Below are 15,038 nucleotides of genomic sequence, written 5' to 3' on the forward strand. Positions count from 1 at the left end.
ATAATAAGGAGTAACTATCATGAAATTATTGAAAAAATCAGCGATTGTATTATCTCTAGTAGGTGTTATGTCAGCGCCGTTTCAAGTATTTGCCCAAGAAGGCACGGTTGATATTTTAACAAATGTTACGGGTGGAAAAGACGAAGCGGATATGGAAGCTTTTGTAGCAGAACTAGAAGCCTTAACAGGTCTTACAATTAATATGGAAAAACCTGCTAATGACTATGGCACTGTTTTATTACAAAAATTAGCTAATGGTGGCGAAGGTTTAGACTTGATTTATTTTGGTCAAGATTCAATGGCTGACTTAGTGGAACAAGAAGGTATTATGGATATTACCGATTACGTTCAAGCTTCTGAAATTTTATCAGACCCTACTATCATTCCAACAGAAGAATGGGATAACATTGCGATAGATGGCCGCATTTATGCTGGCTTTAACAAAAAAGAAGTGCACCGTTTACCAAACATTAACCAAGCCTTAATGACGCAATATGGTGTGGAACCTTTAGCGGAAGAAACATTAGACGGTTACTATAATTTATTTACTGATATGAAAGAAAAAGTCGATGTTGAAGGTTTTTACCCAATCAATATCGTGTTAAGTACGTTGAATGATGTGCAACCTTGGTTTGCTAGTCAAGGCTTAAAAACAGGCATTGTCGTTGATGAAAATGGCAACAAAACCGTGCCGATTGTTTCAGATGAATCAGCGCCTGTTTGGGAATGGCTACGTACATTATATGCAGAAGAATTATTAGATCCAGCGAGTTTAACCGATACGACCGCTGAATTAAGAAATAAATTCCAATCAGGCCAAACTGGTTTAGTCGTTGACTGGGCAGCTTGGACCGGTTTATACAATGCCAATGCAGCGGATGATTATCCAGATAATTTTGAAGCAGTGCCTTATGGTGGGACAACCAATCCTGATGGCGACTATATGTTACATCGTGGAGCGGCTTCTTTATGGGGTGTTCCAACAACGTCTGATAACGTTGAAGGTGCCATTAAAGTCTTAGAAACATTCGCTACACAAGAAGGTGGTATCTTATTATCTCTAGGTTCTGAAGGTTATGACTATACAATCGAAAACGGTGAATATGTCTTAACTGAACAAGGTCAATTACATGCCAAAGACCATGGTGCACCATTCCCAATTTCAGAACAATTTGAAGCACCCCTACCATTTAACCCAGGTGTGGACGAAGCGATGGAATACTTAACCTTTGCGACCACTGAAACTTACTTACCAGAATCCCCTGAATATATGGAAATTGTTGGTCAAGGTGCCTTAAATATCGTTTCAGGACAAATTAGTGTTGAAGAAGGTTTAGCACAAATGCAAACCGCTTTAAGAGATGCAGGGATTATCGACTAAAAATTAAGTAGGTGTGGAATGAAAAAGAAGAAAAATACTTGGAAAAGTATTAAAAAATATCGTTTCGTCTATCTAATACTTTTACCGATTTTACTCTATTTTGTCGTCTTTTCATATACACCACTGATTATGGGTGTCGTCCAAAGTTTTCAAGATGTGAAATTATCCGGCAACAGAGTATTTGTAGGTCTTGAGAATTATCAAGATGTCCTCGGTGATGCTAAATTCCGTCAATCGATTTGGAATGCTTTATGGATTGGTTTAGGTAAATGGGTCTTAATTTTCCTTGGCGGCGTTATCGTCGCCATAGGCATTAATGAGTTAAACACCAAAACCCAAAAAACCATTGTGCAAACATCCACCTACATTCCTTATTTACTATCATGGACCATCGTCGGAGGGATTTGGGTATTTATTTTAAGTCCCAACGGTTTAATTAACGGGATTTTGAGTTTCTTTGGGCAAGAATCGCCCATTTTGTTTATGACCAAGCAAAACTATGGGCGTTGGATTATGATTTTAACCGGTGTATGGAAAGACTTGGGTTATTATGCGGTCTTGTTCTTAACGAGTATTGTCGCCATTAATCCCAATATCTTTGAAGCGGCTCAGATTGATGGCGCTTCGCGTATGAAGCAAATTCGGCGCTTGATTTTGCCTGAAATGGTGCCGACCATGAAGACGGTCTTGGTTTTAAGTATTATGGGCTTGTTTACTAACTTTGATCAAATCTATGTGATGGGAAATCCCGCCATTATCGAAAAGACGCGCTCGCCTATTTTGTATATTTACGAAAATGGGATCCAAGCCTTTAATGTGGGCTTAGCGACGGCAGCTTCGGTTATTGTGTTGGTGTTAACGGTTGTCGTGACATTAGGCTTACGCTACCTACTGTATAGAAAGGAAGAGGCTTAATGAAACGCAACAAAAACCAATTAACCCCCTCACTGCGCCTACTAAATAACGCTATGTTAATTGTTTTGACGGTATCGATGATTGTGCCTTTTTTAAATGTCTTGTCGATTGCTTTTTCCAGCCGACAAGCCTCGATGTCACCTGGAATTTCAATTTACCCCAAGGAATTTTCAACCGAAGGGTTTACCTATATTTGGCAACGGGCAAAATTGTGGCAACCGTTCTTAAACTCCCTCTTTGTCTCAGTGGTCGGTGCAGGCCTACAAACCTTTTTGTCAGCTATCACCGCTTATATCTTAATGAAAAAGGACTTACCTTTTAGACGCTTAATCATCAGCTTTATTATGATTACTATGATGATTCCCGGCGAACTCACCTTAGTATCCATCTATACCCTAAATCGTAACTTAGGGTTGTTGAATACTTACTCGGGTCTGATTATCAATGGCTTGGTGTCTGGTTTAAGTATTATTTTACTCAACAACTACTTTGAGTCCGTTCCTCAAAGTTTATCGGAAGCCGCGATGATTGATAACACCGGTGAATTTAAGATATTTACTCGGATTTACCTGCCTTTGTCGAAACCGGGAATTGCCACGGTGAGTTTTATCGCTTTTGTGTCGAAGTGGAACAGCTTGATGATTCCCGTGACCATTATTACCGATCAAGATAAATACACCTTGCCGATGGTGTTAAGAAATTTGGTGTTCAATAGTAGTTCGGTTTCAGGCACGGAATTTGTGCCACCCAACGCCATTATGGCAGCGATTGTGATTTCGACCATTCCACTGCTCATTGCCTATGTATTTGCGCAAAGGTATCTAGTGAGTGGAACAATCATAGGTTCAGTTAAAGGCTAATAAATATCACCACACTCTCACAGGGTGTGGTATTTGTATACTAGGAGGCAAACATGGAACGTATTGTTTTTAAAATTGAGAAGTCACAAGAAGGCTTATACTTGCCGTTAGAAATTGAAGTGGATGATGTTGAAAAATTAGGGATTACGTATTCCTATGCACGACATTTGGAAATTGTCGGTGGAGATGCGGTTTATGAAACCGAACAAGCCGTCATTGACTTTTCAATTATTGGACCCAATGGCCAGTTCTTAGGCTCGTCGGGGTCTAATCGGGGATATTTATTTTTCTCTGAAAGAGAGAGTTCAGTCGGTTTTGAAAAATTGAAGCAGATGGCAGGGGTTTGGACGATTTTGGTGGGCGCCTACAACATTCCCGATGAAGGGATTGAAGTGGTCTACGAATTTGATACAGTTGAGAAGGCATACCGCTGGTTCAAAGGTGACACCCACATGCACACCACCGCCTCCGACGGGCAATTGCGGGGTTCGACTTTGGTAGAAGTCGCTAAGGATATGGGGCTGGATTTCATTATGATGACCGACCATAACAATTACCATCCCGAAGCGGGCTTTGTGAGTGATGAGTATTTGACCGTTATTCCGGGGGTTGAATGGACACAGTACAATGGCCATGGTAATTTTTTGAATGTGGAAGGACCATTAGCGCCATCGTTTGTGACGACTACGGAAGAGGAGTTACGGGCGATGATTCAAAAAGGCAAGGATGCCGGTGCTTTGTTTGTGCTGAATCACCCGTTTTGTCCGAATGTCCCGTGGAAGTGGACGAAAGAGTTGGATTATGATGCGATTGAAGTCTGGAATGGCGGGACAGACCCGCGGGCAAATGTTGCCGCGATTGAATGGTGGCATGGCGAGTTGCTGAAAGGGCGTCGTGTGGTCGCGCTTGGTGGCAGTGACTTTCACCGCTTCGACCAAATTCATTCTTTGGGATCACCCACGGTGCATGTCTATGCTAAATCGAAGAGCCGCCGAGATATTCTGGAGGCTATTCAGTTAGGCGCGTTGTACATTACCAATAATGTCGAAGAGGTCGGCTTGGAGATGGTGTCAAGTGACGGCGTTGGCATGGGTGGCGTTGCAGGGGCTGGCGAAAGCTTGACGCTGACTTTTCGTGGGTTGAAGAAAGGCTTTCATGTGAAGATTATTGATGATGTGCGGGTTAAAGATATCTTCGTTGAACAGGATATGAAAGAATTTCGTGTGAAAGAGGCGCTGAGTGGCCGACGCTTTGTGCGCGTGGAAGTTTGGGATGAGCGTGGCTATGTTTCTGTTGTGGGGATGGAAGGCATGCTGTTGTTGGTGTCAAACCCGGTGTATGTGGGGTAGGTTGTAATCATAGGCGAGTAGAGAAAGAATGTTAAATAAAGCCGCTAATCTGGCCACTGCTATCAGAGCAATGGCCAGATTAAGCATTTGTCTAATAATTATTGTGAATTTCTTTTATAGGTGGCCTATTATAGACTGAAGGTCGACGGGCACTTGTCGCATTTGCTGATTAAGTGGAACAAACTCAGGTTGAATATTCCACATAATGGATTAAGTGGAACAAACTCCCCCAGAATATTAATGAGTTTTCTTACCCAATCCCTCCGCAGTCTCCCTACGGTAATCCATTGGCGTCATACCAAACTGTTGCTTGAAAATCTTATAAAAGTGGTTGGCATCTCGGTAGCCGACTTCCATCGCAATGTCTTGCACCGCTAGCTTGCTATAAGTTAACAAGCGACTTGCTTGTTCTAAACGGATTTGCTTGAGTTTTTGTGAGAATGAGTCGCCCATTAAACGCTTGAAGTGGCGTGAAAAGTAAGAGGGGTTATAGCCAAATTCACTGGCGAGCTGATTCAATGTCACGTTGGCACAATGTTCAGCCATGTATTTCAATAGGGCACCTGATAAATAATTAGAATCCATCATCGAAGACTGCGAAATGATGAGCGTTCGTTGATGCGAGCGGTGGATAATATGGAGCAAAGTCACTAACAAATGGTGAATGATAGGGATATTTATTTGGTCAGAGGTGGTTTCGTTTTTCAGAATTGTAAGAATTGATTGGATGGCTTGATCGTGCGGGTGTTGAAAATAGAGGTAGTGTGGCTGGCTGTTCTTCAACATAAAAAAATCGTGAAAAATTGGCAAGTCATAAAGCTCAGGCAGGAGCCGCTTCGCGACGTAAGGCGCATGAAAAACCATATAGCTGGTGTCCTTTTCTGCCGAAAGCTGCAAAGGCGGACAGCCGTTGACCAACAACAAATGCCCCGCTTGAACCTGAAACCCTTCCTTATTCAAATAAATATCACTGCTCCCTTCCCAAAGAACTAGCCGTTGCGCAGTAGATGAGGCGAATGTTTCAAGATCAACGAATGAAATAGGCGTATTTTGAGGCATGGAAGTTTTCCTCCTTTGTTTGTGCAATTCTTCTCAAAGTAAATTTTACCATGACATTTTTAACATTTCAACCATGGTTGTGAATACTATAAGCATGCTATTATAGTGGCAACAAGATATTGGGAGGAAATTCACATGAAAAAATGGATGAAATGGTTTTTGCCGGTCATGTCTGTCCTGGTTTTAGTGATGTCAGTGGTCTTTAGATATGGCGTTGGTCCAGCGCAAGCGCAAGAAACGTTGAATGGTAGCTACGAAGGTGTGGCTGAAGGCTTTGGTGGAGACGTACGTGCGGAAGTGATATTTACTGAAGGGGTTATTAGTGAAGTGAATATTACGGCTGAAAACGAGACGGAAGATATTGGTGGTCAAGCGGCGGTGCAGCTGGCGCAGGCGATTGTGGATAATCAAAGTGTCAACTTAGATGTTGTATCTGGTGCGAGCGTCACGTCGAGTGCTGTGTTGGCTGCGGTGACGGCAGCGATTGAAAGTGCTGGTGGTAATGTAGCTGATTATCAGGCTGAAGTAGCTGTGGGTGAAGACGAGGAACGAGCGACACAAGTGGTGATTGTTGGTGCGGGTGGTTCTGGGACGGCAGCGGCTTTGAAAGCTGCAGAAGCTGGGTTAGATGTCATCATCATTGAGAAAAATGGGTTTGTCGGTGGAAATACGAAAATTTCTTCAGGATTTTTTGCGGTTGAATCGTCCTTCCAAGAGGAAGCGGGAGTCGAAACAACGGTGGATGAAGCCGTGCAACAGTTGTTAGAATTTAACAATTACTTATCAAACGGTCCTTTGACACGCGCGATTGTTGAACAATCAGCGGATACAGTGGAATGGTTAGATTCATTAGGAATGTCTATTACCTTGCAAGAAGAAACGAGTCAAAAAGCTCATGAGGGTGATCCTTATAAAGCTATGTCTTATCATAAATATGATGATACCGACGCTGGTTTTGAAGCTTTATATAGTCATTTGAATGATTTAGGGGCTGAGTTGATTTTAAATACGACCTTCACCGATTTAATTATGGAAGATGGACGTGTTGTCGGTGTTATTTGTGAAAAAGCTGATGGTGGCCAATTAACCGTAATGGCAGATGCCGTTGTAGTTACGACCGGTGGCTTTGGTGGCAATCAAGAAATGGTTGAAGAAGCTACTGGCTTAAGTATTATGACCTCTCTCGGTGTCCCTAACAATGGCGAAGGATTAACGGCTATGGAATCAATCGGTGCGATTAATCAAGATGCTGTGCCATTTTTACACGGGGCGCAATTAGCTGAATCTGAAGTAACACAAGATAGTGACTCAGAAACTTTAGCGGGTTATTCCAATAGTCCATTGACGCAATTGTTAATGTCACCTTTATTATGGGTGGACAGTACCGGCTCACGTTTTGTCAATGAAGACGTGGTTTATGACACAGCCTTCTGGGCTAACGCAGCCTATGCAGCGGGTGGTCGCTATTATATTGTTGTCGATGAGGCAACTTTAAATGCATATACAAATGGGACTGAAATGGAATTATCATTTGCTGGGCCTGGTCCTAACTTAGATGAAGGGGACTTCGTAGCCTTAGCTGAACAAGCTGTTGAAGGTGGCACAGCCTATAAGGCAGATTCACTTGAGGAATTAGCTGAAATGGCAGCGATGGATCCAACTGATTTAGTTGATTCTGTTGCCTCTTACAATACCATGGTCGAAAATGGCGTGGATACGGATTATGCAAAAGCAAGTGAATCCTTGTTATACGGGGTTGCAGAAGGACCATTCTATGCTTTTGATTGTCGTGCCGTTTATCTTGGAAGTATCGGTGGCGTTCGTGTGGATGAGAAATTACAAGTGTTAGATAGCCAAGGTCAACCAATACCAGGCTTATTCACAGGTGGTTCTAATGCCGGTGGCTACTACCATGGTGAAGGTTACCCTCCATATGAAGGCTTAGCATCAGGTTTTGCTTGGACTTCCGGTCGGATTGCTGGGGATACGATTGTTGAGTTGTTGGTTGGAGAGGGCGAGTAGTGAAAGTGCGTTAAATAAGGCTAATCGGTCATCACATGCTTGAGTTCGTGACCGATTAGCCTTAAGTGTGCACTGCTTTTTCTGGAGTTGAAAGACTTGCATGGTTGAGATGCTGGACAGTTTAGGTCACGTAATCACTTAGGAGTTGAATCCGATAGTGCTGCGATAAAGTGTTGGCAGAACACTTCTACTTCTAAGCACCCAGAAGTTAAAGTGTTAGCAAAACACTTCTACTTCTAATCACTCAGAAGTTAAAGTGTTGGCAAAACACTTCTACTTCTAAGCACTCAGAAGTTAAAGTGTTGGCAAAACACTTCTACTTCTACCAACTCAGAAGTTAAAGTGTTGGCAAAACACTTCTACTTCTACCACTCCAGAAGTTAAAGCGTTAGCTGAACACTTCTACTAATACTAACCAAGAAACCTCATCCCTACTTTAGGCGATGGGGTTTCTTGTTTCTTGTTTCTTACTTCTTATCACTACACGGTTCCCAACGATATTTCATTGAAATTTGATAAATTATGAAAAAACAAGTATCTTTTTGAAAGATTAATACTGTAGAATGGTTAAAAGGGGAGGTTGAAATTCATGCTACAGTTTGAGCGACATTCATTTATTATGGATGAGTTAGAAAAAGGGATTGTATATATAAAGCATCTTGCAGAGGTATTAGACGTTTCAGAAATAACGATTCGAAGAGATTTAAAGACATTGGAAAAAGATGGGAAAGTCGTTATGTTACATGGGGGAGCTGCCAAAAAAATTGATACTTCTCGCGAAACAGCCACTTCTCAACGTCAGCGACTTTTTACTCAAGAAAAAGAAGCCATCGGGCAACTTGCGGCTGACCTTGTTGAAGATGGAGATGTCATCTTCATTGATTCGGGAACGACCAACATAACGATGATTAAGTATTTAATGAATCGCAAAGTAACCATCGTCACGAACGGATTAAAAACGACGGAAGAAGCCGTAAAATATAATTTGCCGATTACGACATTGGGTGGAGAGTTGAAGGTAGAAACGATGTCCTTTATAGGGTCAATAACAAGTCGTGTGTTAAATATGTATACTTTTGACAAGTGTTTTTTAGGGGCTAATGGGATAGATAAGGAATTTGGTTTCTCCAATGCCGATCCTAGTGAAGCTTTCATTAAAGAACAAGCGATTCAGCGTTCGAAAAAAGCCTATATACTTGCTGACCATTCTAAATTTAATGTTGCTTCGGTGTTTAAATTTGCCGAAATCGATGATGCGACAATCATCACCGATAGTGTTTCAGAAAATTTTATCGACTTAGATATCCCAATAATCACTAAACCATAGAGCTTGAGATTAAAAACTATTTTCCTATTAGCAGTTGCTTCAAATGTCATTCAATGATAATAAATGATAAAAAAAAGAAAAAATAGGTTGTATCTGTTACCGTTCTATGCTATATTATAAACATGAGATAAAGAACCAAAAACCCATTAAAATCAAATGATAAATATAACTATATTTAAATCGCTATATAGATAACACGCCGAAAATAATTAAATTTTTTGGCGTGTTTTTGTGTACACAAATTTATCATTAAATAACTGTAACGCCCGTGTTTTCATTTGTTAATATTCTTTACATTTGGCGTTAATTACCAGATATTTATTTACAAAAAAATTACAATAAAAAATAAAAAAATACATAAAATTTACCGGATATTTACATTCGATTGTTAAAATATATATGTTAGAAAATTATTTAGGAGGCTTTAAAATGAATTTCAAAAAATCATTAAAAATGATCACTGTAGCAGGACTAGCATTATCTAGTATCGCTTTACCAGGCTTTACATCAGTAGTAAATGCTCAAGAAACGAAGAATGTTGTTGTTTATTCAAACTCACTATCTGATAACCGCGAAGAATGGATTACTGAACGCGCTGAAGCGGCTGGCTTTACACTTGAGTTTGTGAGTGGTGGAGGTGGCGAGATTCTTAATCGTCTTTTAGCTGAAAAAAATGCCCCTCAAGCGGATGTAACTTTTGGTATGGATGAAGCAAGCTTTGCTCAACTTTCTGATGAACAAATGTTAATTGAGTTTATTCCAACATGGGTTGAAAATATTCCTGAAGAAGCAAACATTGGTAATGGACTCTATCATCCCTTAGTTGAACAACGTATTTTTATGATTTACAATCCAGAATATTTAACTGAAGATCAAGTTCCATCAAATTGGCAAGACTTAGCGGCTAATCCAGATTTAGCAGGTAAATATATGGTGCCAAATGAATTAGGTGGCGGAACTAATCAAAAAGCAGTAATGAGTGTATTGTTGCAATATCAAGATGCAAATGGTGAATATGGTATTTCTGATGAGGGATGGACACAAGTTTCAGATTACTTGAATAATGGCTATATGACACCTGAAGGTGAAGACGCTTGGCAAAACTTCGCAGATGGTAAAACCGTTATTACTTATACATCAACAAGTACATTACCGTTGATGGAAGAACAATATGGCTTTAACGGTGTCATTGTGAACCCTGAGCAAGGGGTTATCACTATGAGAGAACAAATTGGAATCTTAGACAAAGGTGCAGACCATGATTACACTGCGGCACAAGAATTTGTCGAATGGTTTGGAAGTGATGAAGTTCAAGCTGAATGGGCACCAGAATTCGGTTCACACCCAGTGAATACAGTCGCTTTTGAACACACGACGGATCGTGTTAAAGAGATTGTTGAAGCCACTACGCCGATGGCTATTGATTGGGATTTTGTTCGCGAAAATATTAGTTCATGGGTAGAAAAAATCGAATTAGAAATAATGCCTCTATAAACTTCTTGTTGTCTATACGTAAATATGTGGTGTTATAGTATTGAGCGGAAGATGTTATATCTTTCGCTCTTAAATTTTTAGAGAGGATATTTCTTCATGATTGAAATTAAAAATTTAGAAATTAAATATGATGATTTTGTAGCCATTGATGATATTAGTCTTACGATAGAAGAGGGAGAATTTTTTACATTATTAGGCCCATCCGGATGTGGAAAAACCACGACTTTACGTTCAATTGCCGGGTTTATTACACCAACTAAAGGGGAAATATTAATCGGCGATAAAAATATCATACCTATCCCAGTGGAACAGAGAGGTATTGGGATGGTGTTTCAATCGTATGCTTTATTTCCGACAATGACTGTCTACGACAATATAGCCTATGGCTTAAAAGTTGATAAACTATCTAAAAGAGATATTGATCAAAGAGTTCATGAATTGGCAGAATTAGTTGAATTAAATCAGAATCAATTAAGCAAGAATGTCTCAGCCTTATCAGGGGGGCAACAACAAAGAGTGGCTATCGCTAGGTCATTAGCCAAAAACCCAAAAATTGTTCTCTTTGATGAACCATTGTCGAACTTAGATGCTAAATTAAGAAAACAACTCAGAAGTGAACTCAAACGTATTCAAAAAGAAACAGGTATGACGGCCATCTATGTTACCCACGACCAAGAAGAAGCGTTGGAATTATCTGATCATATTGCTGTTTTCAATAATGGGAAAATCGATCAAATAGGGACACCCGAAGAAATATATAATCAATCAAAAACGGAATTTGTATGTAATTTTATTGGTGAGGCAAATCTTATTGGTAAAGAGTTGATGGGGCAGATTAATGAACAACTCAATCACCGCCAATTTGATCTCACAAAAAAACATTATATTCGTGAAGAGAAGATTCGATTATGGCATCCGGAAAATAACCAAGAAATAATAACATTAACCGCTAACGTAGAAGATGTGCAGTTTTACGGCAAGTTCTTATCCTATAACCTTCAGTTACTAGATACTAAGTTCAAGACCATCGAAAAGCAGGATGGTAGTCGACCGATGGTTGAGATGGATGAACTTGAGATATTTATTGATCCGAATGATATTTTAGCGTATGAGGAGGGTGACTAATGGATACCGTATCAAAGAGAAATAGTCTGATAAATCGTATTCCGATGTTGCTAATTATTGCCTTTATTCTTTGGTTTTTAGTTACTTTTTTGTTCAATCCTGTTTTTACCATCATGAAAGATACCTTTTGGGTCGATGGGCAATTTACATCTGATGCCGTTGATAAAATTTTACGTTCTAACCGAGCCCTATTAGCTATAAGGAATTCTGTCGTTTTAGCGCTTGTACTGACGGTAACAATTAATATTGTGGGGATATTTATTGTGTTGGTGACTGAATATTTCGATATAAAAGGTGCGGGGATACTTCGTATAGGATTTATGACGACTTTGGTTTTCTCTGGTTTGGTCCTAAATAATGGCTATTTGTATGTCTATGGTCAAAATGGTGTCTTAACCAAACTGTTATTGACGATAAACCCCGATTTAAATCCTCAATGGTTTACAGGTTTTCCTGCCGTTGTATTTGTCATGACCTTTGCATGTACATCTAATCATATGTTATTCCTTAGGAATGCGGTCAGAGGCCTTGATAATAGTGTGATTGAAGCTGCTCAAAATATGGGGGCTAGCCAATGGCATATTTTAAAAAATGTCGTTATGCCCATGCTAAAACCCGTTTTATTCACTTTAACGATTATGGCCTTTCAAACGGGCTTGGGTGCAATGTCTGCGCCTTTAATGGTCGGTGGAAGTTTTCAAACGATTTCGCCTTTAATCCTAACCTTTTCGCAAAGACCCGCATCGCGTGACATCGCGGCTTTATTATCCTTAATATTGGGCGTCGCGCAAATTGCGCTGCTTATCGTGATGACTTATAACGAAAAAAAGGGGAACTACTTATCGATTTCCAAGACACGAACAAAATTAACTAAGCAAAAAATACAAAACCCTACAATAAATATCATCGTACATGTGATTGCTTATATTCTGTTTGTCATTTATACGTTGCCGCTTATTTTGGTTATTTTATTTAGCTTTATGGACACCCAAGGAATCACGCAGTCGACCTTATCGTGGGAATTTTTCACATTGGAACATTATCAGAGTGTCATTACCGATTCTGGGAACTTACAACCGCTCTTAACGAGTTTCACCTATTCTGGGCTGGCTGCGGTTGGTTCGGTGATATTTATGTTGATTGTCGTTAGGCTCATTATGACACATCGGAAGAATCGATTCTTTGAAGGCATGGAGTTATCCTTCTATATTCCATGGCTACTGCCTGCTTTACTGCTAGTATTAGGGATTATTTTGGCCTATGATGAGCCGTCCATCTTGTTGTTCGGTAATTTAGTGGTAGGAACGTGGTGGGTTCTTCCGGTAACTTATTTAATTATGATGTTGCCATCAACGCTGAGGTATTTGAAGAGTGCCTATTACTCTTTCGACCAAAATTTAGAAGAAGCGTCTCGTATTTTAGGCGCTTCTAGTGCTAGAACCTTTTTACAAGTTATCTTGCCAGCCTTATTATCGACGGCACTTGCCTTAGTCGCATTAAATTTTAATGGTTATTTAGCTGATTATGACTTGTCTGTTTTTCTTTATCAACCAGGACGGCCAACGTTAGGTATCGCTATTCGAGAAAATGCCGCTCCAGGCTCCAATGTCGATGCTGTGGCGGTTAACTTAGTGTATTCTGTATTATTAATGATTATCAGCTCATCCGTTCTATATTTTGTTTATGGACGTGGATCGCAAGTTGGCGAGCGTCGCAGTGGCTTTAAGAAAACATCGGGGTGAAAGGTTGGCTTAAAAGATGACGGATAAAAACAAATTTATTTCCAGATTAGCCGATAACCCTTTTTTGATAATGTCGCACCGGGGGTTCTGGGGAGGCAATATCATCCAAAATACAACCCAATCAGCTGACCTAGCCTATAGAGCAGGTTCAGATATTGTTGAGGTGGATGTATGTCGCTCATTGGATGGTGTCTATTATCTTTTCCATGATGGTGGTGAATTGGGTCTATTAGGTATTGATAAACACTTTTCACATTTAACATCTGATTTCATCGACAATGTTTCCGTGCTGAATACTTTAGGTACGCCATCTGGCTATCGAATTCAGCGCTTAAGTGAATTTCTTGAGTGGTTGCCTGACGATTCCTTGGTTAATATTGATCGTTCTTGGACATATTGGAATGATAAAGCCTTTTTTGACTTGTTGCACCATTCAGGTAAGGCAGAAAATTTATTATTAAAAAGTCCTGTTCAAGAAGAATGGTTAAGTAATTTAGAGAAAATGGCTCGAGGTATCGCTTATATGCCGATTGTTTATCAAAGAGAAGACGTTATCGCTGTTATGATGCGACATCAAGTTAACTTAGTTGGTGTTGAGATAGTTGCACCTATTAATAATGATTTTTTAGATAGTAATTTATCTGTGGAACTAAAACAGCAACAGATACTGATTATGGCGAATGCAGAAAAATTAGGTGAGCATTTTGACTTATTCGTTGGATTGGATGACGATGCTTCTTTATTTAATCAAATAAATCAGGGATGGGATGCATATTTAAATCGAGGAATAGATATAATTCAGACAGACTGGCCGAATTTCATGAATGAATACAGACGTACGTATCAAAAAAGTGAGGTAAAGAGATGACATTAATGATGGATAGTAATAAAAGATTTAGAATTGCACAGCTTACAGACATGCATCTAACGAATTTTCCATTTGATCAAAATGATGTGCAAATATTGCACGATGTAAAAAAGGCCGTTGAACATATTGAGCCTGATTTAATCATGATAACGGGTGATTTTGTTAATAGTTACAACAATGAGAATGAGCTTGAAATAGTAACCGCCTTTTTTGAGTTTTTGAATGAATTTGATATTCCAAAAGCAATTACCTATGGTAACCATGATACAGAGCATAAATTGACTCGAAATGACCTTGAACAGTTATTTAATACGCTTGTTTCGAATAAAGTAAGTCGGGTTCATGAAAAAATGGTTGACGATCGAACGCAATATGTAGTGGAAATTAATAGCTCAGAAGGTTCACTGGCTCGCGTTTTATATGTAATGGATACGGGTCATGTTGCGCCAGGTGAGGATAAGACAAATGACTGGATCCTTAGAGAGCAAGTGGAATGGTTTAGAGAAAGTTGTTCACAATATAAATCCCTAAAAAATAATTTATTATTTATTCATATTCCTATACCAGAGTATCTTCTTGCGAAGAAAAATATATTAAGTGGAGCCTTACTTGAACCCAATCAATTAATTTCAACCAGTCGTATTAATACAGGCCTATTCTCCGAACTATTTTTCTCGCAACAAATTTATGGTGTTTTTTGCGGGCATAATCACCTAAACAATGCCGAAATGTTATGGGAAGACATTCATTTATTTTACGGTATGTTTTCTGGAAAAGAAGAAAAAGCCGGTGACTTTCGAGGCGTGCGCTATATTGATTTAGGCATTGAGGGAAATACAGTGAGTTCTGATTGCGTGTTCTTTAACGATTTAGTCGTTTAGTTAGAAATATAATTT

Annotated in this window: 12 protein-coding genes; 11 read left to right on the plus strand and 1 reads right to left on the minus strand. The window is 39.6% G+C overall.

Annotated elements, in window-relative coordinates; all coding sequences use genetic code 11:
• The first annotated feature begins 19 nt into the window (after window positions 1–19).
• The 4 genes from NRE15_RS10635 to NRE15_RS10650 are packed head-to-tail and all read left to right on the plus strand — an operon-like array spanning window position 20 to window position 4,505.
• Window positions 20–1,381, plus strand: coding sequence for an ABC transporter substrate-binding protein (locus tag NRE15_RS10635; RefSeq protein WP_313792858.1), 1,362 nt, complete (start codon window positions 20–22; stop codon window positions 1,379–1,381).
• 18 nt (window positions 1,382–1,399) lie between these two features.
• Window positions 1,400–2,296, plus strand: a complete 897-nt coding sequence (locus NRE15_RS10640) for an ABC transporter permease subunit (protein WP_313792859.1) — start codon at window positions 1,400–1,402, stop codon at window positions 2,294–2,296.
• Window positions 2,296–3,156: a carbohydrate ABC transporter permease gene (locus NRE15_RS10645; RefSeq protein WP_313792860.1), complete on the plus strand. Its 861-nt coding sequence runs from the start codon at window positions 2,296–2,298 to the stop codon at window positions 3,154–3,156. The genes NRE15_RS10640 and NRE15_RS10645 overlap by 1 nt, the downstream gene beginning before the upstream one ends.
• Window positions 3,157–3,209: 53 nt before the next feature.
• The gene (locus tag NRE15_RS10650; RefSeq protein ID WP_313792861.1) at window positions 3,210–4,505 is read left to right on the plus strand and encodes a CehA/McbA family metallohydrolase; all 1,296 of its coding nucleotides are present in this window, start codon (window positions 3,210–3,212) and stop codon (window positions 4,503–4,505) included.
• A 237-nt stretch (window positions 4,506–4,742) separates the two neighbouring features.
• Here NRE15_RS10650 and NRE15_RS10655 read toward each other — a convergent pair whose 3' ends face one another.
• Complete coding sequence (locus NRE15_RS10655) at window positions 4,743–5,564, minus strand: helix-turn-helix transcriptional regulator (RefSeq protein ID WP_313792862.1); 822 nt, start codon at window positions 5,562–5,564, stop codon at window positions 4,743–4,745.
• Between the two features lie 135 nt (window positions 5,565–5,699).
• Here NRE15_RS10655 and NRE15_RS10660 point away from each other — a divergent pair, with 135 nt between their 5' ends.
• The 7 genes from NRE15_RS10660 to NRE15_RS10690 all read left to right on the plus strand — a co-directional run bounded on the left by NRE15_RS10660 (window position 5,700) and on the right by NRE15_RS10690 (window position 15,023).
• Window positions 5,700–7,586 (plus strand): FAD-dependent oxidoreductase, encoded by a 1,887-nt coding sequence (locus tag NRE15_RS10660; protein ID WP_313792863.1) that lies wholly within the window; start codon window positions 5,700–5,702, stop codon window positions 7,584–7,586.
• A 589-nt stretch (window positions 7,587–8,175) separates the two neighbouring features.
• A complete protein-coding gene (locus NRE15_RS10665; protein ID WP_313792864.1) occupies window positions 8,176–8,913 on the plus strand; it encodes a DeoR/GlpR family DNA-binding transcription regulator in 738 nt (245 codons plus the stop codon).
• A gap of 429 nt (window positions 8,914–9,342) precedes the next feature.
• Complete coding sequence (locus NRE15_RS10670) at window positions 9,343–10,407, plus strand: extracellular solute-binding protein (protein WP_313792865.1); 1,065 nt, start codon at window positions 9,343–9,345, stop codon at window positions 10,405–10,407.
• 96 nt (window positions 10,408–10,503) lie between these two features.
• On the plus strand, window positions 10,504–11,532 hold the full coding sequence (locus NRE15_RS10675; RefSeq protein WP_313792866.1) for an ABC transporter ATP-binding protein: 1,029 nt from the start codon (window positions 10,504–10,506) through the stop codon (window positions 11,530–11,532).
• A complete protein-coding gene (locus NRE15_RS10680; protein WP_313792867.1) occupies window positions 11,532–13,274 on the plus strand; it encodes an ABC transporter permease in 1,743 nt (580 codons plus the stop codon). Before NRE15_RS10675 ends, NRE15_RS10680 begins: the two co-directional genes overlap by 1 nt.
• A 16-nt stretch (window positions 13,275–13,290) precedes the next feature.
• On the plus strand, window positions 13,291–14,142 hold the full coding sequence (locus NRE15_RS10685) for a glycerophosphodiester phosphodiesterase family protein (protein WP_313792868.1): 852 nt from the start codon (window positions 13,291–13,293) through the stop codon (window positions 14,140–14,142).
• Entirely contained in the window at window positions 14,139–15,023 is an 885-nt protein-coding gene (locus NRE15_RS10690; RefSeq protein ID WP_313792869.1) for a metallophosphoesterase, read from the plus strand. Before NRE15_RS10685 ends, NRE15_RS10690 begins: the two co-directional genes overlap by 4 nt.
• Window positions 15,024–15,038: the final 15 nt, after the last annotated feature.

Source organism: Fundicoccus culcitae (assembly GCF_024661895.1).
Lineage (GTDB): Bacteria > Bacillota > Bacilli > Lactobacillales > Aerococcaceae > Fundicoccus_A > Fundicoccus_A culcitae.

Coding starts and splice junctions, on each gene's coding strand:
- NRE15_RS10670 (WP_313792865.1), top strand. CDS start 9,343: ATGAATTTCAAAAAATCATTAAAAATGATCACTGTAGCAGGACTAGCA.
- NRE15_RS10685 (WP_313792868.1), top strand. CDS start 13,291: ATGACGGATAAAAACAAATTTATTTCCAGATTAGCCGATAACCCTTTT.
- NRE15_RS10690 (WP_313792869.1), top strand. CDS start 14,139: ATGACATTAATGATGGATAGTAATAAAAGATTTAGAATTGCACAGCTT.
- NRE15_RS10680 (WP_313792867.1), top strand. CDS start 11,532: ATGGATACCGTATCAAAGAGAAATAGTCTGATAAATCGTATTCCGATG.
- NRE15_RS10645 (WP_313792860.1), top strand. CDS start 2,296: ATGAAACGCAACAAAAACCAATTAACCCCCTCACTGCGCCTACTAAAT.
- NRE15_RS10675 (WP_313792866.1), top strand. CDS start 10,504: ATGATTGAAATTAAAAATTTAGAAATTAAATATGATGATTTTGTAGCC.
- NRE15_RS10655 (WP_313792862.1), bottom strand. CDS start 5,564: ATGCCTCAAAATACGCCTATTTCATTCGTTGATCTTGAAACATTCGCC.
- NRE15_RS10635 (WP_313792858.1), top strand. CDS start 20: ATGAAATTATTGAAAAAATCAGCGATTGTATTATCTCTAGTAGGTGTT.
- NRE15_RS10660 (WP_313792863.1), top strand. CDS start 5,700: ATGAAAAAATGGATGAAATGGTTTTTGCCGGTCATGTCTGTCCTGGTT.
- NRE15_RS10650 (WP_313792861.1), top strand. CDS start 3,210: ATGGAACGTATTGTTTTTAAAATTGAGAAGTCACAAGAAGGCTTATAC.
- NRE15_RS10640 (WP_313792859.1), top strand. CDS start 1,400: ATGAAAAAGAAGAAAAATACTTGGAAAAGTATTAAAAAATATCGTTTC.
- NRE15_RS10665 (WP_313792864.1), top strand. CDS start 8,176: ATGCTACAGTTTGAGCGACATTCATTTATTATGGATGAGTTAGAAAAA.